This is a genomic window from Bradyrhizobium sp. C9, assembly GCF_002532045.1.
In the GTDB taxonomy this organism is placed as follows: Bacteria; Pseudomonadota; Alphaproteobacteria; order Rhizobiales; family Xanthobacteraceae; genus Bradyrhizobium.
In genome coordinates this window covers 89,638-108,730 of record NZ_NWTG01000025.1, presented here as the reverse complement: position 1 = coordinate 108,730, position 19,093 = coordinate 89,638, and the positions used below count along the sequence as shown (strand labels likewise).

Sequence of the window (19,093 nt, the reverse complement as noted above, 5' to 3'; positions counted from 1 at the left end):
CTTGTGCCACGGGGGCCGTCCACATATGGGTCCCGGCCTTCGCCGGGACGACGCGGTCTACTTCTCCTTGATTGCCCAGGAGACGCTCACGTTGACGGTCAGCGTTTCCTCGCCTTGCGCGACCGGCGTCGGTGCGGCGAAGCCTGCCGTGGCCATCTTGGCGCGGAACATCGGGACCGGCGCCGAGCCGACTTCCGCGATGTTCAACGGCGCGCCGAGCGTGACGCCGGCGGCCTTGGCGTAGATCTCCGCCTTGCGGCGGGCGTCAGCGATCGCGCGCTCGCGTGCCTCGTCGAGCAGCTTCGAGGCCTGCGATACCGAGAAATTGAGCCCGCCGATATCGTTGGCGCCGGCGCCGACCAGCACGTCGATCACGCTGGCGACCTTGCTCACATCGTGCAGCTTGATCGTGACCCGATTGCTGGCGTGGTAGCCGACGATGCTGGGCGGGGCGTTCGGCGACGACGGCGGACGGTTGGCGAATTGCGGCTGCAGCGACAGCCGCGAGGTCTGATAGTCCTTTTCCGCGATGCCGGCGCCCTTCAGCGCGGCCAGCACCTTGCCCATCGTCACATTGTTGGCGTCGGTGGCCTCGCGTGCGGTCTTGCCGTCGGTGGTGACGCCGGCGTCGAGCTGCGCCTGGTCGGGCGCGGTCGATACGGTCGCCTCGCCGGTGACCGAGATCGCCGGCGGAAAATCGCTGTCGGCGAGTGCGGGCGCGGCCAGCAGCGTGGTCGCGATGAGGGTAGCAGCGATGGGGAGGCCGAGGGGGAGACGATGGGGCATCTGGCTCACTTCAGGGGTACGTAGACGTTGATCACAAGCTTGTCTTCGGCGGTCTTCAGCGGATCGGTGATGTATTCCTCGATAAAAGTGTCCTTGGCTTCGAGCTTCTTGTCGTCGAGGTGATTGGTGATCGCCTCATAGGTGTTGTCCATGTTGTCGTAGGAACCGCGATGGACGAACTTGAGCGCCTTGCCGTCGGGCGAATTGCCCATGCTCATGTTCTTGCCGAGGTTCTTGACGTCCTGATCGACCGGGATTTCGGCGATGAAGGTGAAGCCGGTATCGTCGGTCGAGGTGTAGACGATCATCGGATTGCCCGCTGCCTTGATGCCGTCCTTGTCGAGCAGCGCGGTGAGCTGCTTGAACGCCTCGATCAGCGCGTCGAAGGCCGAATCCCAATTGGCCGTGCCCTTCAGCATCACGACCTTTTTCGGTTCCAGCGTGAACGGCTCGCCGAACGGGTCGGCGGTCTGCACCGGGGCGGCCGGCGGCGGCGTCGGGGACTGCGACGCGGCGGGGCTGTCGGCCGGCGACTTGGTCTCGGCAGGCGGGGGCACCGGCGTTGCCGATGGCGCAGGCGCAGGGGTGGGGCTCGGGCTTGCCGCCGGAGCGGGCGAGGCTGACGGCGACTGGGCAGGCGCCGGGCTTGCCAGGGCGATCGCGGCCAAAGGGAGCAGCACGACCAGGGCCGCGCGGAGCGTGTTGATACGGTTCATTCGGTATTCTCCATCCCCTTCCTCAAACGGCCGCTCGATCTGTCCCGGCGCGCGCGGTCCTTGAGGCGCGATATTCCTAACACGCGAGTTCTGCATTCGTCCCATGACAGATGTGTCATAGGGCTATTCAGACTGGCTAAGGGGCCACCACTCGCCATATAACCGGGCAGAATTTAGGAAAATCGATGAGCGCGCTCGCCAATCACGCATTCGCCAAGATGAACGGCATCGGCAACGAGATCGTCGTCGTCGACCTGCGCGATTCCAAAGCGCAGGTTTCGGCGGCGGAGGCGCGCGCCGTGGCGTCACCGGCCGGCGGCGTGCCATATGACCAGCTGATGGTGCTGCAGCCGCCGCGGCTCGATGGCACCGAAGCGTTCATCTCGATCTACAACAATGACGGCTCGGAGGCCGGGGCCTGCGGCAACGGCATGCGCTGCGTGGTGCGGCGGATCTTCGAGAAGACCGGGCAGACCACGGCGACGTTCCAGACCCGCGCCGGCCTGCTCAATTGCTGGCAGGGGCCGGCGCCGGATCTCTACACCGTCGACATGGGCGCGCCGAAGTTTGGCTGGCAGGACATTCCGCTGGCTGAGGAATTTCGCGACACCCGCTACATCGAGCTGCAGGTCGGGCCGATCGACAATCCGGTGCTGCATTCGCCGTCGGTGGTCTCGATGGGCAATCCGCACGCGGTGTTCTGGGTCGACGACGTCAATGCCTACGACCTCGAACGTTTCGGGCCGCTGCTGGAAAACCATCCGATCTTCCCGGAGCGCGCCAACATCACGCTCGCCCATATCGTCGATCGCGACCACATCACGATCCGCACCTGGGAGCGCGGCGCCGGCCTCACCAGGGCCTGCGGCTCCGCGGCCTGCGCGACCGCGGTCGCGGCGGCGCGGTTGAAGCGCGCCAACCGCATCGTCGAGATCACGCTGCCGGGCGGCAAGCTCGGGATCGAGTGGCGCGAACGCGACGATCACGTGCTGATGACCGGCACCGCCGATTTCGAATATGAGGGCCGCTTCGATCCGGCGCTGTTCGCCAGCGTCGCCTAAAGCATGATCCGGAAAAGTGGAAACCGGTTTTCCGACGAGATCATGCTCGAACAAAGAGTCATGAGCGTCGACGTCGTTACCTTTGGCTGCCGCCTCAACGCATTCGAATCCGAGGTGATCAGGCGCGAGGCGGAGCAGGCCGGCCTGACTGAGACCATCGTCATCAACAGCTGCGCCGTCACCAATGAGGCGGTCGCGCAGGCTCGGCAGTCGATCCGCAAGCTGAAACGCGAACGCCCCGCCGCGCGCATCGTCGTCACCGGCTGCGCGGCGCAGACGCAAGCCGAGATGTTTGCCGAGATGGCCGAGGTCGATCGCGTCGTCGGCAATGACGAGAAGATGCGCGGCGACGCCTGGCAGGCGACGCGCGCGGCTTTCGATGTTGGCGCGAGCGAGAAGGTCGCGGTCGCCGACATCATGGCGGTGACCGAGATGGCGCCGCATCTGCTCGACGGCTTCGAGCGCGGCCTGCCGCGGGTATTCGTGCAGGTGCAGAACGGCTGCGATCATCGCTGCACCTTCTGCATCATCCCCTACGGCCGCGGCAATTCGCGCTCGGTGCCGATGGGGGCAGTGGTCGATCAGGTCCGCACATTGGTCGAGCGCGGCCACGCCGAGATCGTGCTGACCGGCGTCGATCTCACGAGCTATGGCGCCGATCTGCCGGGCGCGCCGAAGCTCGGCCAGCTGACGCGGCAGATCCTGCGCCATGTGCCCGAGCTGAAGCGGCTGCGCATCTCGTCGATCGATTCGATCGAGGCCGATCGCGATCTGCTCGACGTGATCGCCGACGATCCGCGGCTGATGCCGCATCTGCATCTGTCGCTGCAGTCCGGCGATGACATGATCCTGAAGCGGATGAAGCGCCGGCATTCACGCCAGGACGCGATCGATTTCTGCGCGCAGGTGCGCCGGCTACGGCCGGACATCGCGCTCGGCGCCGACATCATCGCGGGCTTCCCGACCGAGTCCGAGGAGATGTTTGCGCGCTCGCTCGATCTGGTCGCTGAATGCGATCTCACCTTCCTGCATGTGTTTCCCTATTCGCGACGTCCGGGCACGCCGGCGGCGCGGATGCCGCAGGTCGAGGGCGGCGCGATCAGGGAGCGTGCGAAGCGGCTGCGCGCAGCCGGCGAAGCCGCGTTGCAACGGCGGCTGGCTGCGGAAGTCGGCGCGACGCGCGCGGTGCTGATCGAGAGCGACAGGCAAGGCCGCACCGAGCATTTCCTGCCCGTTGCCATTGAGGGAGATGTGCCGGGTGCGGTGCGGCGGCTCGTCGTGACCGGCCATGACGGTGCGCGTCTCGTGGGGGAGCGCGGCAACGCAATCTAGGATGTAATATTCTTATGGCCATGTCCGCCTTGCCTTCGAAAGAGGAGGTGGAGTCCACGTGATCTGCGTGTCGGCCTTGGGCCAAAAAAGCGGACTCATAATCGCAGCAAGCTTGGTTCACGTCCAGCGAAGCCGCGCCAGGATCGCTCGGCCCATGATCCAGTCCTTGTCGCTCTCGGTGAGGAACGGAAGCTCCTCCGTGAATTGCGTCACGCGTTGCAGATAGCTGGCCCGGGCGAATGAATTGGTTATGTCGGTCCCCCAGTGGCAGCGCTCGGGTCCGTAGGCGTCGAACAGGCGATGGATATGCGGGATCACGTCACGGAATGGATATGACTCAGTCGAAATCAGCGGTACCGACGACAACTTCACCGACACATTCGGATATTTTGCGAGCGCGGCCGCTTGGACAATAGCTTCCGGCACCGTGTTGTTTCCCACCGAGTCCGATGAATCAGGTCGAGGGCGCAAGCCCGCGCCGACACCCATATGATCGATGATGAGCGTAAGTTGCGGGTGTCGTTCGGCGATGCGGGCGAACAGCGATGTCTGGCCCGAGGTGAGAAACATCACAGGCAGGCGGGCCTTCTCGGCCGCCGGCCAGAACCAGTCCGCGGTTCCGTCTGTCAGCCACGCCGCTTCGCCGGGGCCGAAGTTCAACCTCACGCCCAGCACGCCGGGCTGGTCGCGCCAGGTCGCCAGTCGTGCCGAGCGGTCGGGCTTGTCGAGAGCTACGCGCGCCATGATAGCGAAGCGGCCCGGGTACCGTCTGACCGCCTCTTGGGCATAGTCGATGCGCTCGCCTTCGAGCGACACCGGCGGAACGATGACGACGCGATCGACGCCAGCCTCGTCCATCAGTGGAATTATTCGCTCGATGGTGAAGGGCTCCGGAAGCTGCGGCTTGGCACCGGGAAGCCATGGTCTTTCCGGGGTGCTCTCCTTCCACAGGTGAACCTGCGAATCGACGATCACTCGTTTTTGCTGCGCGACTGCCGCCGTGGCGTGCTGCATTGACAGCGCGACGCCGGTCGCGACGGTGCCGGTCAGAAAACTGCGGCGCGAAGGCATGCGATGTCCTTCCTGCTTTTATCGTTCACGACGATGATGGTGATCGGCACCGCGCCATCTGGGCGGGGATCGCGGCAAATTGGCTCGCAATACCGAGGATCAAATCAGGAAATCGGGACCAAAGAAATGGGCTCGAAGGTCAATTCGCGCCGCAAAAATCAGGTCGCGCATGCCTCAGTTGGGTCAAACGTCCCCGGTAGTTGTCGAATTCTGCTTCGCTTTCAGAAAGCATCGTGAGTGTCTCCGCGTTTCAGGTCGACGCCTGCCGGCGGAGGAAGCGCTCCCTGTGAGAGATTCGTGGGTCTCACGGCTGGCGCAACACGAATCAGCTGTTTGACAGGTTAAATCGCTTCCAGTCGCGTCATCGTGCATGACGTGATCAGTGCGCGCGGCCGCCGGGCTTTGGCGGCTGCGTTGCGCGAACCTGCCAGAACCGCAGCAGGCGATCGGCATCGCCGCGTGTCATCTTGGTGAACTGGGTCTTCGCATTGGCAAGCTCGACGTGTCCCATCGAGCCGGTCGCATAGCGGCATTCCATCACCGCGGCGGTGGTCTCCCAGCTCAAGCCGGCCGCCCGGCACGGCACCAGCAGGCCTTCACTGCGCAGGCTTTGCATCAGGGAGCGGATCACCTCGATGCTCGACTGCGCTAGGTCCGCCAGCGCAACAATGGTCTCTTCATATTTCCGCTGCCTGGCGAAGCCGAGCAGGGCGGCCTCGTCGAGCTCGCCGCTGTCCTTCAGCTTCGCGACCTGGCGCTTGGCCGCGGTGAAATCGCGGACCTGCGACATGTCGCGCTCGACGCCGGCCGCGACTGCGGCGATCGCGTGCCGGATTTCCTCGTACAGATACGGCGGGGCGCGCTCCAGCAGACGGCCGCGCACCTCTTCCGTTGCCCGGCGTAGGAGCTGCAGACGGAGCTCCGCCGGCAGGTCCGCGCGGATGCCGGTCTCGACTGCGAGGGTCGGATCGTGCTCGGCTTGCGCGAGGATGACGGCAAATCCGTCCGGCGATACTTTTGCACCGGGATTGGTGACCAGGCGGTGGCTCACGCTCGCAAAGCGACGGGCCAGAAGCGCGTCGGTGACGACCTCCTTCAGCCACCAGCGGCCGGCGACGGCGAGCAGGTGCTGCTCGCTCTTGGTCTGCGCGATCTCGACCAGATCCTCGGCGCTGAGGCGCGAGGATTCCTGCAGCATCGGCCGCGCGATCCGGATCTCGTCGTTGCCGGCGAGGCGGCGGACGATCGCGGGCGGTGCCTGCGCCACCGGGGCGAGCTGCTCGCTGATCTCGGCAAGCGCCATCCGGGCGCTGATCTCGGCGAGCGCGCGCAGCTCGATGGTCTTGACCAGCCGTTCGAGCACATTGTCGAACAGTTCGATCTGCTCGCTGTTGAAGCTGCCGGCGGAGTGGAGGAAGAGATCAGTGACGCGCTTCGCCGTCGCGATGCATTTCTCGGCGGAGCCGGCGCGGATCGCAGCCTCGACCTCGTCGACAATCGCCTGCCCGGCAGTCAGCATTGCTCGTCCTGAGCCCGTCCCGATTGCTTGTTCTAAGCCGGTTTGCAGCTTTATCGGGCGGACCTGAACGTTTCGTAAGGATAATGATCAGTAGAATCCCGGAGGAAGCTCTACACCTTGACGTGTTTTCTTGACGCGAGCCGGTATCCATCCCGGATCAAGGCCGGGACAGGCTTTCGCTCGAAAACGCTCTATTCGCCGTTCCAGCCGCAGGCCTTGAGCCGCTCCTGCATGTGCGCCGGCGCGGGCGCGACGACATGCACCGGGTCCTTGTTGCGGGAGATCGGGATGCCGATTTCGCGGGAATGCAGATGCAGGGTCGGCTCGCCGAAGCGCGGACCGTTGCCGTAGATATTGTCGCCGACGATCGGCCAGCCCATCGCCGACGAATGCACCCGGAGCTGATGGGTGCGGCCGGTGACTGGCTCCATCGCGAGCCAGGCGATGCCCGCGCCGCGTCCCAGCACCTTCCAGTTGGTGATCGCCTTCTGGCCGTCCGGGTCCGGCTTCTGCCACCAGCCGCGCTCGGCGTTCAGCCGGCCGAGCGGCATGTCGATGGTGCCTTCGTCCTCGGTGGGGCCGCCCTCGACCACGGTCCAATAGGTCTTTGCGATCTTGCTGTGCTTGAACAGCAGCCCGAGCGAGGCGGTGGCCTTGCGATGGCGTCCCAGGACGAGGCAGCCGGAGGTGTCCTTGTCCAGCCGATGCGCCAGCACCGGCGGCCGCGGCAGGCCGAACCGCAATGCGTCGAACGAGGCCTCCAGATTGGGGCCGCCCTTCGGGCCGCGATGCACCGGCAGGCCCGCCGGCTTGTCGATGACCAGCATCAGCCCGTCGCGGTGGAGCACCCGCGCCAGGATTTCTTCCGCGGTCAATTGGGGAACATCGATCAATTCGTCGAGACTTTCGTTTGTGAGGCGAAACGGCTAACACACCCCCGCCATGAACGATACCACGGGAACAAAACAGAGCTGGTGGCAGCGGCTGAAAGGCGGCCTGAAGCGAACCTCGAGTTCGATCGGGACCGCGGTCGCCGACCTCGTCACCAAGCGCAAGCTCGATTCTGCCATGCTCGATGACATCGAGGATGTGCTGCTGCGCGCTGACCTCGGCACCGATGTCGCGGTCCGCATTGCGCAAGCTGTCGGCAAGGGCCGCTACGACAAGGCGATCTCCGCCGACGAGGTCAAGGACGTGGTCGCGACCGAGGTCGAGAAGGTGCTGGCGTCGGTGGCCAAGCCGCTCGAGATCGATGCGACGGTGAAGCCGTTCGTGATCCTGGTCGTCGGCGTCAACGGCTCCGGCAAGACCACGACGATCGGCAAGCTGGCCGCGAAATTCTCCGCCGAGGGCCGCAAGGTCATGCTGGCCGCTGGCGACACCTTCCGCGCCGCGGCGATCGAACAGCTCAAGGTCTGGGGCGAGCGCACCAAATCGCCGGTCATCGCGGGCGCGCAAGGGTCGGATTCGGCAAGCCTTGCCTTCAGCGCGCTGACCGCGGCAAAGGAGCAGGCGCGCGACGTGCTGCTGATCGACACCGCCGGCCGGCTGCAGAACAAGTCCGAGCTGATGAACGAGCTCGAAAAGGTCGTACGCGTCATCAAGAAGGTCGATGCGTCGGCGCCGCATGCGGTGCTGCTCGTGCTCGACGCCACGGTGGGACAAAATGCGCTGTCGCAGGTCGAGGCATTTCATCGTACGGCAGGCGTCACCGGCCTCGTGATGACCAAGCTTGACGGCACCGCGCGCGGCGGCATCCTTGTCGCGCTGTCGGAGAAGCACAAGCTGCCGGTGCATTTCATCGGCGTCGGCGAAGGCGTCGAGGACCTCGCGCCCTTCACGGCGAAGGATTTTGCCAAGGCGATTGCCGGGATCGAGAATTGATGGACAAGACCCAGCCACATCCGCTGTTCAAGCTAGCGACCGAACTCGGGCCGCTGCTCGTGTTTTTCATCGCGAACGCCAAGTACCATCTGTTCGTCGCTACGGCTGCGTTCATGGTCGCGATCGTGGCCGCCATGATCGCGTCCTATGTGGTGACCAAACACGTGCCGATCATGGCGCTGGTGACCGGCGCGATCGTGCTGGTGTTCGGCACCCTGACGCTGGTGTTGCACGACGAGACCTTCATCAAGGTCAAGCCGACCATCATCTACGGCCTGTTCGCGGCCGTGCTCGGCGGCGGGCTGCTGTTCGGCCGTTCCTTCATCGCCGTGATGTTCGACCAGATGTTCAATCTGACGCCGCAGGGCTGGCGCATCCTCACCATGCGCTGGGCGCTGTTCTTCGCCGGCATGGCCATCCTCAACGAGATCGTCTGGCGAACGCAGACCACGGATTTCTGGGTCAACTTCAAGGTGTTCGGCGTGACGCCGCTGACCATGATCTTCGCCATCGCCCAGATGCCGCTGACCAAGCGCTATCATCTGGAGCCGGTCTCGCTGGAGACCAGCGAGGCGGAAGCCGGCGACCTGCGGAAATAGGTCGAAGCGCAGCGCGGGCGATTGCGCCGCGCTGCGTTCGAGGCTTCAGAGCTCAGCTCTTCTGCTTGGCGACGATCTTGTCCTTGATCTTGTCGTACGTCGCCTGCGGCAGGATGTTCTTCTGCACCAGTTCATCCTTGCCCTTGTAGGGGCGGCCCTTGATGATCGCGGCCGAATAGGCCTTGCCGACACCGGGCAGCGCGTCGAGTTGGTCAGGGCTGGCGCTGTTGATGTCGAGCAGGTCGTCCTTCGCCATTCCCGTCGTCTTCAGATCAGGGGTCGCCGTTTTCGGCGCTGGCGCCGTGTGGCTCTCGGATTTGGCGGCGGGCGCGGCCGGCTGCGGCGACTGGGCCATCGACGGCGTGGCCGTCATCAGGCCGAGCGTGAGTGCAGTAGCGAGAAGTGAAGCGAGCGTGGTCTTGCGCATATGTCCCCTCCAGAGGAACGTTGATGTCAACGTCACTGAGTTGGGGGTGCGTTCATGGCGTTGCCGTGGCCGCGAAATGAACCGCAGATAAATGCGTCGAAGTATTATGCCGCAGGTGTTTTCTTGGCCCATTCACGCGCAATTCAGGTTCGCGAGTCACGGCATGCCGACGCGATTACTTGTCCGCGCGCAGCGCCTTCTCGATCTCGACCTTGAGCACGGTGTTGACGTTGTCAGGCGTCACCGGGCCGACCAGCTTGTAGACGATCGTGCCCTCGCGTCCGACCAGGAAGGTCTCGGGCACGCCGTAGACGCCCCATTCGATCGAAGCGCGGCCGTTGCCGTCGACACCGACGACGCCGAACGGATTGCCGTAGCGGCCGAGGAAGCGCCGCGCGTTGTCGGGCGAGTCCTTGTAGTTGATGCCGATGATCTGGAAGCGCTTGTCCTTGCCGAGCTCGGTCAGCAGCGGCGCCTCATCGTGGCAGGGCACGCACCACGACGCCCAGACGTTGACGATCGAGACCTTGCCCTTGAAGGCCGCGGGATCGAGGCCGGGGACGGGCGCGCCGTCCTTCACGAGGCCGTCGAGCGCGGGCAGCGCGGTCTGCGGCGCCGGCCGGCCGATCAGCGCCGACGGGATTTTCGAGGGATCGCCGCCATAAAGCCGCAGCAAGAACAGCCCCGCGAGGGCGAGGAAAACCACCAGCGGCAGCACCACCAGCAGGCGGCGGGCTTGCGGCGGACTGTTGGTCGCCTGATCGCTCATCGAATATCCGCCGCGCTGCGGCCAGAGCGGCGCGTGACGCCGCTGGCCTCGATCTCCTTGAGGTGCGCCCGTTGCCGGCGATAGTCGGCGACGATCCAGACGATCAGCAGCAGCACGACGGCTGCGACCAGTGCGTAGGACGTCACGATGAAGGACGCGTAGGGACCAAGCGACATCGTGTTACGCCGCCCCGATTTCTTTTGGGCCGGCGGCCGCTTCGCTGGCAAACGTGACGCGACTGGCCTGCATCATCTGCAGGCTGCGCACGCGCCGGCGTAGGATCTCGTTGCGCATCGCCGCCAGGTGCAGCGTGATGAAGAGCAGCGAGAACGCGATCGCCATCACCAGCAGCGGCCACAGGAACGCCTTGTCGAGCGTCGATCCGCCCATCCGGAGCACCGAGGCCGGCTGGTGCAGCGTGTTCCACCAGTCGACCGAGAACTTGATGATCGGAATATTGATCGCGCCGACCAGGGTCAGGACCGCCGCCGCCCGTGCCGCGCGCGAAGGATCCTCCACCGCGCGCCACAGCGCCATCAGCCCGAGATACATCAGGAACAGGATCAGCACCGAGGTCAGCCGCGCGTCCCATTCCCAATAGGTGCCCCACATCGGCCGGCCCCACAGCGAGCCGGTGACCAGCGCCAGGAAGGTGAAGGCGGCGCCGATCGGGGCGGCGGCTTTCGCAGCGACGTCGGCGAGCGGATGCCGCCACACCAGCGTGCCGAGCGCGGCCACGCTCATGACGCCCCAGACGAACATCGACAGCCACGCATTCGGCACGTGGATGAACATGATCTTGACCGTGGCGCCCTGCTGGTAGTCGTCGGGCGCCATCGCCGACTGGTAGAGCCCGATCGCGAGCAGGATCGCGGTCGCACCCGCGAGCCACGGCAGGATGCGCGCGGTCAGCGCCAGAAACCTGGTCGGATTGGCGAGGTCGGTCAGCGTCTCGGTCAGCTTCATGGCACCCTGATAGTCGTCCGGTGTGTCACAGGCAATTGGCCGAATTCCCCTCGGCGAGATTTGATCGGGCTCAACTCAGTCCAGCCCGTGCCGCAGGCTCGCGGCGGCGGCAAACGGGCCGATCACGAGGCTGGCAAGCGACAGCGCGCAGAGGATCGAGAACGGTGTTCCAAAGGGCAGGGGTCCCGAGATCGCCGCCTGCGAGGCCGCGACGCCGAAGATCAGCACCGGGATCGACAGCGGCAGCACCAGCACCGCGAGCAGCAGCCCGCCGCGATGCAGCGTCACCGCCAATGCCGCGCCGATCATGCCGGTGAAGGTCAGCGCCGGAGTTCCCGCCAGCAATGTCGCCGCGACCGCAAGCGTCGCCGTGCCGTCGAGATTGAGCAGCAGGCCGAGTACCGGCGTTGCGATGATCAGTGGCAGCCCGGCGGCGATCCAATGTGCCAGCGCCTTGGCCGCGCAGGCGAGTTCCAGCGGCGTCCGGCTCATCACGATGAGGTCGAGCGAGCCGTCCTCATGGTCGGCCGTGAACAGCCGGTCCAGCGTCAGCAGGCTCGCCAGCAATGCGCCTAGCCACAGGATGGCAGGGCCCAGCCGCGACAGCAGCGCCAGATCTGGCCCCACCGCGAACGGCATCAGCACCGTGACGGTGAGGAAGAACAGCACCCCGATCAACGCCCCGCCACCAACGCGCAGCGCAATCCGGATGTCGCGGCGGATCAATGCGGTCAGCGCGCTCATGCCGCGCCTCCCATCCGCAGATCGCGCGCATCGATGCCGAGCGGCAAATGGGTCGCGGCGACGATCAGGCCGCCGCTTGCGAGATGGGCGCGCATCAGGCCGACGAAAAGCGCCTGTCCGGCCGCGTCGAGCGCCGACGTCGGCTCGTCCAGCAGCCAGACCGGCCGCCGCACCGAGAGCAGGCGCGCGATCGACAGGCGGCGGCGCTGGCCGGCGGAGAGATAGGCTGCCGGCAGGTGCGCGGCATGGTCGAGCGCCACGGCAGCGAGGCAGCGGCCGGCATCTTCCGTCTCGCCGCCGAGAAAATCCCGCCAGAAGGAAAGATTTTCCGCGACGCTTAGCGCCGGCTTCAGCGCGTCGCGATGGCCGAGGTAGTGGGCCTGTTCGGGCAGGCTGAGCTCGGCGTCGCCGCCCTCGAGCGCGATCGAGCCCTCGGCGGGAACCAGGAGCCCGGCGAGGACGCGCAGCAGCGAGGTCTTGCCCGCGCCGTTGGGCCCGGTGACGGCAAGCGCCTCGCCGGCCACCGCGGACAGATCGAGGCTGGAAAACACCTCGCGTCCGCCGCGCACGCATTTCAGATTTCGTCCCGAGAGCCGCATGGTTCGTTGTGTCACAGCCCTCTGAAATCTTTCGCTACCGCGTGAGAATTTTTGGGTCGCGCAACGCTGTCGCACGCTTGTCGGTGTGGCGGTGCTTCTAGAAAGGTTCTATAAGCCCGGAACTTGATGCAGCACACACAATCGGCGACCGCAAGCCATCCTGGCCATCCCCTCGGCCCGTGTCGGTCGCCGGTGTTTAGTTACCCTTGCCGGGTATAACTGAAAATTGGGATCCCTCGCATGACCTCGCTCGACAGCTTCAAATGCCGCAAGACCATGAAGGTCGGCGGCAAGTCCTACGTCTATTACAGCCTGCCCCAGGCAGAGAAGAACGGACTGAAGGGTATTTCGAAGCTGCCGTATTCGATGAAGGTTCTGCTCGAGAACCTGCTGCGCAACGAGGACGGCCGCACCGTCAAGAAGGAAGACATCGTTGCGGTGTCGAAGTGGCTGAAGAAGCGCCAGCTCGAGCACGAAATCGCGTTCCGCCCGGCGCGCGTCCTGATGCAGGATTTCACCGGCGTTCCGGCCGTGGTCGATCTCGCGGCGATGCGCAACGCGATGCAGAACCTCGGTGGCGATGCCGAGAAGATCAACCCGCTGGTGCCGGTCGATCTCGTCATCGACCACTCGGTGATCGTCAACTTCTTCGGTGACAACAAGGCGTTCGCGAAGAACGTCACCGAGGAATACAAGCAGAACCAGGAGCGCTACGAGTTCCTGAAGTGGGGCCAGAAGGCGTTCTCGAACTTCTCGGTGGTGCCGCCCGGCACCGGCATCTGCCACCAGGTCAATCTCGAATATCTCGCCCAGACGGTCTGGACCAAGAAGGAGAAGATGACGGTCGGCAAGAAGACCGGGACCTTCGAGGTTGCCTATCCGGACTCGCTGGTCGGCACCGACTCGCACACCACCATGGTCAACGGCCTCGCCGTGCTCGGCTGGGGCGTCGGCGGCATCGAGGCGGAAGCCTGCATGCTCGGCCAGCCGCTGTCGATGCTGCTGCCGGAAGTGGTCGGCTTCAAGCTCAAGGGCGCGCTCAAGGAAGGCGTCACCGCGACCGACCTCGTGCTGACCGTCACCCAGATGCTGCGCAAGCTCGGCGTGGTCGGCAAGTTCGTCGAGTTCTTCGGCCCGGGCCTCGATTTCCTGTCGGTCGCGGACAAGGCGACCATCGGCAACATGGCGCCCGAATACGGCGCGACCTGCGGCTTCTTTCCGGTCGACGCCGCGACCATCGATTACCTGAAGACCTCGGGCCGCAAGGCCGATCGCGTCAAGCTGGTGCAGGCCTATGCCAAGGCGCAGGGCCTGTTCCGCACCGCCAAGTCGGCCGACCCGGTGTTCACCACCACGCTGACGCTCGATCTCGCCGACGTCGTGCCGTCGATGGCCGGACCGAAGCGCCCCGAAGGCCGCATCGCGCTGCCGGCGGTGTCGACCGGTTTCGCGACCGCGCTGGTCGGCGAATACAAGAAGCCCGAGGGTGAGACGAAGCGCTTCGCGGTCGAGGGCCGCAATTTCGATCTCGGCCATGGCGATGTCGTGATCGCGGCGATCACCTCCTGCACCAACACCTCGAACCCGAGCGTGCTGATCGGCGCCGGCCTGCTGGCGCGCAAGGCTGCCGCCAAGGGCCTGAAGGCCAAGCCGTGGGTGAAGACCTCGCTCGCGCCGGGCAGCCAGGTGGTGGCGGAATATCTCGCCAATTCCGGCCTGCAGGCCGATCTCGACAAGGTCGGCTTCAACCTGGTCGGCTTCGGCTGCACCACCTGCATCGGCAATTCCGGCCCGCTGCCGGAAGACATTTCGAAGTCGATCAACGAGAACGGCATCGTCGCCGCCGCCGTGCTGTCGGGCAACCGCAACTTCGAAGGCCGTGTCTCGCCGGATGTGCAGGCGAACTACCTCGCCTCGCCGCCGCTGGTGGTCGCGCATGCGCTCGCCGGCACCGTGACCAAGGATCTCGCGGTCGAGCCGATCGGCATCGGCAAGGACGGCAAGCCGGTGTTCCTCAAGGACATCTGGCCGACCACCAAGGAGATCAACGCCTTCATGAAGAAGTACGTCACCGCGACGATCTTCAAGAAGAAGTACGCCGACGTATTCAAGGGCGATACCAACTGGCGCAAGATCAAGACCACTGAAAGCGAGACCTATCGCTGGAACATGAGCTCGACCTATGTGCAGAACCCGCCTTACTTCGAAGGCATGAAGAAGCAGCCGGACCCGGTCGTCGACGTGGTCGACGCGCGGATCCTCGCGATGTTCGGCGACAAGATCACCACCGACCACATCTCGCCGGCCGGTTCGATCAAGCTGACCTCGCCCGCCGGCAAGTTCCTCAGCGAGCACCAGGTGCGCCCCGCCGACTTCAACCAGTACGGCACGCGGCGCGGCAACCATGAAGTGATGATGCGCGGCACCTTCGCCAACATCCGCATCAAGAACTTCATGCTGAAGGGCGCTGACGGCAATATTCCGGAAGGCGGTCTGACCAAGCACTGGCCCGACGGCGCGCAGATGTCGATCTACGACGCCGCGATGAAGTACCAGCAGGAGAACGTGCCGCTGGTGGTGTTCGCGGGCGCCGAATACGGCAATGGCTCGTCGCGCGACTGGGCTGCGAAGGGCACCCGCCTGCTCGGCGTGCGCGCGGTGATCTGCCAGAGCTTCGAGCGCATCCACCGCTCCAACCTGGTCGGCATGGGCGTGCTTCCGCTCACCTTCCAGGACGGCACCTCGTGGTCCTCGCTCGGCCTCAAGGGAGACGAGAAGGTCACGATCCGCGGGCTGCAGGGCGATTTGAAGCCGCGGCAGACGCTGACGGCCGAGATCGTCTCCGCCGACGGCAGCAAGCGCGACGTCCCGCTGCTCTGCCGCATCGATACGCTGGACGAGCTCGACTACTACCGCAACGGCGGCATCCTGCATTACGTGCTGCGCAAACTCGCGGCCTAAGGCCCTTTGTTTGAGCAAAGTCTATTCGGAAAACCGCTTCACACTTTTCCGGACCATGCTCTTGCGCGGATTTGTGATCGGTGCCTCACTGCTTAGTGAGTAGCGGCTAAAAAGAAGGCGGCCTATGACAGGGCCGCTTTCTCGCGTTTTGGGGCACGCAAGTTCAAGGGACAACTTCATGCTCCGTACAATTACGGATAGAAATCATCACGACTGGTTCGCAGTATGACAGCGATGATGGCCTATAATTCTATCTCGCGATGGTCCAGCGCCCTCGGTTTCTGCGCGATCGTCGCAATCATCCGCCCCGCTCACGCCGACCCGCGTGCTGTCGTCGAACTCTTCACCTCGCAGGGATGCTCGTCCTGTCCGCCCGCGGACAAGATCATCGGCGACCTCGCGAAGGACCCCAACGTCATCGCGCTCAGCATGCCGATCGACTATTGGGATTATCTCGGCTGGAAGGACACGCTGGCCGATTCCCGCTTCAGCGCGCGCCAGAAAGCCTACTCGCACATGCGCGGCGACCGCGACGTCTACACGCCGCAGGCCGTGATCAACGGCTCCGCCCATGTGATCGGCAGCGACCGCGCCAGCATCGAAAGCGCGATCAAGGATACCGAGAAGAGCGGCAGCGTGATGTCGGTGCCGGTGACGATGACTCTCACCGGCAAGCAGATCAACGTGTCGGTCGCCGCATCGAAATCGCCCGCGGTGTCGCGCGGCGAAGTCTGGATCTGCTCGATCTCGAAGTCGGTGCCGATCTCGATCGCGCGCGGCGAGAACCGCGGCCGCGAGATCACGTACCACAACGTGGTGCGCAATCTCCTGAAGGTCGGTGACTGGAACGGCTCGTCCGGGAGCTGGACCGTGCCGCTGGAGAACATCACGCGCGATGGCGTCGATGCCGCGGCCGTCTACGTCCAGGACGGCAACCGCGACAAGCCGGGCCCGATGCTGGGCGCCGCATTCACCTCGCTTCATTAGCACTCCGCAGCGCTCGCGGGCGTCAGTCGCGTCGTTGGGCCGCACGCATGTCGTCGTGCGGCTCCGCGCAGCGGCAAGCGTGCATCCAGTGATTTGCTGAAAGGAAAGCGCCGAGGCTTCGTGCGGGTCTCGATCGCGCGCGGTCGAACAGGGCCCCAAAAACAAAAAGGACCAACTTTCGTTGGCCCAGTGTTTGGGATTTGATTCCCCTGCGAACAGGCCCGATCCCGACGGCCCCGGGGGGCTGGGGGCTGAGGAATCCGGAACCGAAAGGACCGGGCCAACGCAGGTTTTTCTTTTCGCAGGGCAGCGGGGCGGGCGATGGGCGGAAGTGGGGCAGCAATATGATTCCTCTAACGTTCCCGTGACTCTTCGGTTTTCCGGACAATCCGTCGCGCCTGACCGTGGTTAAGGGCTGGTTGCGTTGCGAATGGCCCCTTGCGGCGTCCTGCGCTTAGCGCAATCATGTCACTCACGTGACGATCCCGAAGTGGGGGCACCGGCCTTCGGAACCCGATCGTCACCGGGATGACAGGAGGCGCTCGATGAGTTTGATCTCGGAGGACACTGATCCGAGTGGGAATCGTGCCGCGGCGCGTCCCGCCGCCGCGACCGTTCAGCCCAACCGCGTGACATTCAATCGACTTGAGCTCAACCGCATTCTCAATCTCTACGGCCGCATGGTCGCCGACGGCGAGTGGCGCGACTATGCGATCGACTTCCTCAAGGACCGCGCCGTGTTCTCGGTGTTCCGGCGCGCATCCGAAGTGCCGATCTACCGCATCGAGAAGGATCCCCGGCTGGCGCGCAAGCAGGGCATGTACAGCGTGATTTCGGCGACCGGCCTGATCCTGCGCCGCGGCCACGAACTCGAACGGGTGCTGTTCGTGATCGATCGCAAGCTGTCGCTGGTGTAGGCGGGCAGATTCACTGCCGTAGCCCGGATGAAGCGAAGCGAAATCCGGGGCCGCCGAGCCCGCGGATGGACTTGTCCCGGATTGCGCTGCGCTTCATCCGGGCTACGAATCCCGTCTAATCCGCCGGCACCGTCGCCGCACCTTCGCCGAGCGCGCGCTGCATCAGCACGGTGTCGAGCCAGCGGCCGAATTTCAGGCCGACATTCGGGAGCGTCCCGATCATCTGAAAGCCGCAGCGGCGGTGCAGCCCGATCGAGCCGGCATTGGCCTGGTCCCCGATCACCGCGATCATCTGCCGGAAGCCGCGTCCGTCGCATTCGGCGATCAGGCGCTCCATCAGCTTGAGGCCGATGCCGCGGCGATGGATCGCAGGGTCGAGATAGACCGAGTTCTCGACCGTGAAACGATAGGCCGGCCGCGGCCGGTAGGGGCCGGCATAGGCATAGCCTGCGACGCGGCCGTCTAGCCTTGCTACGAAATAGGGGAAGCCGCCATCGGTCAGCGCCCGGTAGCGGCGGGTCATCTCCGCAGGGTCGGGCGGGATCAGCTCGAAGGTCGCGGTGCCGAAGCGCACCGCATGCTCATAGATCGCGGTGATGGCGGGCAGGTCCGCCTCGACGGTGGGCCTGATTTCCGGATCGGGCGGCGCAGGGTTGGACATGCCGCAAGCGTATTTTTGCCCTGCGCAAAAGAAAAGCCCCGGCCGCAAGGCCGGGGCTTTGGTCGATCGGTTGGCTCGAGGCGCTTAGTCGCGCTGGCCGAGCAGCTGCAGCAGCAGCGTGAACAGGTTGATGAAGTTCAGGTAGAGCGACAGCGCACCAGTGATTGCCGCACGCTCTGCCGCCACGCCACCCTGCGAGGCGTAGCCGTAGATGTAGTCGTTCTTCAGCCGCTGGGTGTCCCAGGCGGTGAGGCCCGCGAATACCAGCACGCCGACCACCGAGACGATGAACTGCAGCGCCGAGCTCGCCAGGAACAGGTTGACCAGGCTCGCGATGATGATGCCGATCAGGCCCATGAACAGGAACGAGCCCATGCCGCTCATGTCACGCTTGGTGGTGTAGCCGTAGAGGCTCAGCGCACCGAACGTCGCCGCGGTGATGAAGAACACGCGCACGATCGAGGTGTGCGTGTACACCAGGAAGATCGACGACAGCGACAGGCCCATCAGCGCCGAGAACACCCAGAACAAGAGCTGGGCGGTCGCAGGCTGCAGGCGGTTGATGCCGGCCGAGATGACGAACACCATCGCCAGAGGGGCGAGGATGAACAGCCACTTCAGCGGGCTCACGAACATCGCGTAGCCGAACTGCGTCAGATAGGCATTGCCGAACTTGGCAACGGCGGCGGACTGATCAGTGGTCACCGCGCCCATGTAGACACCGAGCGCGGCAAGGCCGGTGATGGCGAGGCCGATGCTCATGTAGTTGTAGATGCGCAGCATGTAGGCGCGCAGACCGGCGTCGACGGCCGCAGCGTCAATGCGCCCGGCGGCCCGGCCGAAAGGAGAAGCGTAGTTGCGGTCTAGGTCCGACATGGTCGAATTCCCGTGGTTGGTCCCGGTGGAGCGCAAGGGATTTGCGGCGCCGGTTCTAAATCTATCTCAGATGGCTCGGTTTGCGGAACATTAATTGCGTGTCATTCAAACCGACTATCCGACCCGAGTGGTATGTGGGAAATTAACACATCCGACGCAAGCTTCCACGCGCGGCCGAATGTCGCTCTGGCCTAGCATTTACAGGCAAAACGGCGCTG

20 protein-coding genes are annotated in these 19,093 nt (G+C 64.8%); 7 read left to right on the top strand and 13 right to left on the bottom strand.

Annotation, left to right across the window (positions count from 1 at the left end; all coding sequences use genetic code 11):
- Nucleotides 1-57: 57 nt before the first annotated feature.
- Both CO675_RS33025 and CO675_RS33020 read right to left on the bottom strand, forming a co-directional pair.
- A complete protein-coding gene (locus CO675_RS33025) occupies nt 58-786 on the bottom strand; it encodes an SIMPL domain-containing protein (protein WP_097675977.1) in 729 nt (242 codons plus the stop codon).
- A 5-nt stretch (nt 787-791) separates the two neighbouring features.
- Nucleotides 792-1,502, bottom strand: a complete 711-nt coding sequence (locus CO675_RS33020; protein ID WP_198964828.1) for a GyrI-like domain-containing protein — start codon at nt 1,500-1,502, stop codon at nt 792-794.
- Between the two features lie 185 nt (nt 1,503-1,687).
- On the opposite strand from CO675_RS33020, the gene dapF reads away from it, so the two are divergent.
- Both dapF and mtaB read left to right on the top strand, forming a co-directional pair.
- Nucleotides 1,688-2,563 carry a diaminopimelate epimerase gene (gene dapF, locus CO675_RS33015; RefSeq protein ID WP_097675953.1) on the top strand — a complete coding sequence of 292 codons (876 nt, stop codon included), beginning with the start codon at nt 1,688-1,690 and terminating at the stop codon, nt 2,561-2,563.
- A 60-nt stretch (nt 2,564-2,623) separates the two neighbouring features.
- The gene (mtaB, locus tag CO675_RS33010; protein WP_097675952.1) at nt 2,624-3,895 is read left to right on the top strand and encodes a tRNA (N(6)-L-threonylcarbamoyladenosine(37)-C(2))-methylthiotransferase MtaB; all 1,272 of its coding nucleotides are present in this window, start codon (nt 2,624-2,626) and stop codon (nt 3,893-3,895) included.
- Between the two features lie 117 nt (nt 3,896-4,012).
- Here the strand turns inward: mtaB and CO675_RS33005 are convergent, their stop codons facing one another.
- From CO675_RS33005 to CO675_RS32995, 3 genes are all read right to left on the bottom strand, one after another.
- Complete coding sequence (locus CO675_RS33005) at nt 4,013-4,966, bottom strand: amidohydrolase family protein (protein WP_097675950.1); 954 nt, start codon at nt 4,964-4,966, stop codon at nt 4,013-4,015.
- Between the two features lie 379 nt (nt 4,967-5,345).
- Nucleotides 5,346-6,485 carry a DUF2336 domain-containing protein gene (locus CO675_RS33000; protein WP_097675949.1) on the bottom strand — a complete coding sequence of 380 codons (1,140 nt, stop codon included), beginning with the start codon at nt 6,483-6,485 and terminating at the stop codon, nt 5,346-5,348.
- A 191-nt stretch (nt 6,486-6,676) separates the two neighbouring features.
- The gene (locus tag CO675_RS32995; protein WP_198964827.1) at nt 6,677-7,378 is read right to left on the bottom strand and encodes an RluA family pseudouridine synthase; all 702 of its coding nucleotides are present in this window, start codon (nt 7,376-7,378) and stop codon (nt 6,677-6,679) included.
- A gap of 49 nt (nt 7,379-7,427) precedes the next feature.
- Here CO675_RS32995 and ftsY point away from each other — a divergent pair, with 49 nt between their 5' ends.
- Together ftsY and CO675_RS32985 are read left to right on the top strand one after the other, a co-directional pair.
- Nucleotides 7,428-8,369 carry a signal recognition particle-docking protein FtsY gene (gene ftsY, locus CO675_RS32990; protein WP_097675948.1) on the top strand — a complete coding sequence of 314 codons (942 nt, stop codon included), beginning with the start codon at nt 7,428-7,430 and terminating at the stop codon, nt 8,367-8,369.
- Nucleotides 8,369-8,968: a septation protein A gene (locus tag CO675_RS32985; protein WP_097675946.1), complete on the top strand. Its 600-nt coding sequence runs from the start codon at nt 8,369-8,371 to the stop codon at nt 8,966-8,968. Before ftsY ends, CO675_RS32985 begins: the two co-directional genes overlap by 1 nt.
- A gap of 52 nt (nt 8,969-9,020) precedes the next feature.
- Here CO675_RS32985 and CO675_RS32980 read toward each other — a convergent pair whose 3' ends face one another.
- From CO675_RS32980 to ccmA, 6 genes are all read right to left on the bottom strand, one after another.
- Nucleotides 9,021-9,395, bottom strand: coding sequence for a ComEA family DNA-binding protein (locus CO675_RS32980; protein ID WP_097675944.1), 375 nt, complete (start codon nt 9,393-9,395; stop codon nt 9,021-9,023).
- Between the two features lie 175 nt (nt 9,396-9,570).
- Entirely contained in the window at nt 9,571-10,164 is a 594-nt protein-coding gene (locus CO675_RS32975) for a DsbE family thiol:disulfide interchange protein (protein ID WP_097675943.1), read from the bottom strand.
- Nucleotides 10,161-10,340 (bottom strand): heme exporter protein CcmD, encoded by a 180-nt coding sequence (gene ccmD, locus CO675_RS32970; RefSeq protein ID WP_097675941.1) that lies wholly within the window; start codon nt 10,338-10,340, stop codon nt 10,161-10,163. The genes CO675_RS32975 and ccmD overlap by 4 nt, the downstream gene beginning before the upstream one ends.
- A 4-nt stretch (nt 10,341-10,344) precedes the next feature.
- Nucleotides 10,345-11,130, bottom strand: coding sequence for a heme ABC transporter permease (locus CO675_RS32965; RefSeq protein WP_097675940.1), 786 nt, complete (start codon nt 11,128-11,130; stop codon nt 10,345-10,347).
- Nucleotides 11,131-11,205: 75 nt separating this feature from the next.
- Nucleotides 11,206-11,874, bottom strand: coding sequence for a heme exporter protein CcmB (ccmB, locus tag CO675_RS32960; protein WP_097675938.1), 669 nt, complete (start codon nt 11,872-11,874; stop codon nt 11,206-11,208).
- Complete coding sequence (ccmA, locus tag CO675_RS32955; protein ID WP_097675936.1) at nt 11,871-12,473, bottom strand: heme ABC exporter ATP-binding protein CcmA; 603 nt, start codon at nt 12,471-12,473, stop codon at nt 11,871-11,873. Before ccmA ends, ccmB begins: the two co-directional genes overlap by 4 nt.
- 240 nt (nt 12,474-12,713) lie before the next feature.
- On the opposite strand from ccmA, the gene acnA reads away from it, so the two are divergent.
- The 3 genes from acnA to CO675_RS32940 all read left to right on the top strand — a co-directional run bounded on the left by acnA (nt 12,714) and on the right by CO675_RS32940 (nt 17,338).
- Nucleotides 12,714-15,434 carry an aconitate hydratase AcnA gene (gene acnA, locus CO675_RS32950; protein ID WP_097675935.1) on the top strand — a complete coding sequence of 907 codons (2,721 nt, stop codon included), beginning with the start codon at nt 12,714-12,716 and terminating at the stop codon, nt 15,432-15,434.
- Nucleotides 15,435-15,659: 225 nt separating this feature from the next.
- Nucleotides 15,660-16,421, top strand: a complete 762-nt coding sequence (locus CO675_RS32945; protein ID WP_097675933.1) for a DUF1223 domain-containing protein — start codon at nt 15,660-15,662, stop codon at nt 16,419-16,421.
- 545 nt (nt 16,422-16,966) lie between these two features.
- On the top strand, nt 16,967-17,338 hold the full coding sequence (locus tag CO675_RS32940) for a DUF2794 domain-containing protein (RefSeq protein ID WP_097675932.1): 372 nt from the start codon (nt 16,967-16,969) through the stop codon (nt 17,336-17,338).
- 115 nt (nt 17,339-17,453) lie between these two features.
- On the opposite strand, the gene CO675_RS32935 is transcribed toward CO675_RS32940, so the two are convergent.
- Entirely contained in the window at nt 17,454-17,999 is a 546-nt protein-coding gene (locus CO675_RS32935; RefSeq protein ID WP_097675930.1) for a GNAT family N-acetyltransferase, read from the bottom strand.
- An 84-nt stretch (nt 18,000-18,083) separates the two neighbouring features.
- Nucleotides 18,084-18,875, bottom strand: a complete 792-nt coding sequence (locus CO675_RS32930; protein ID WP_097675972.1) for a Bax inhibitor-1/YccA family protein — start codon at nt 18,873-18,875, stop codon at nt 18,084-18,086.
- Between the last annotated feature and the right edge of the window lie 218 nt (nt 18,876-19,093).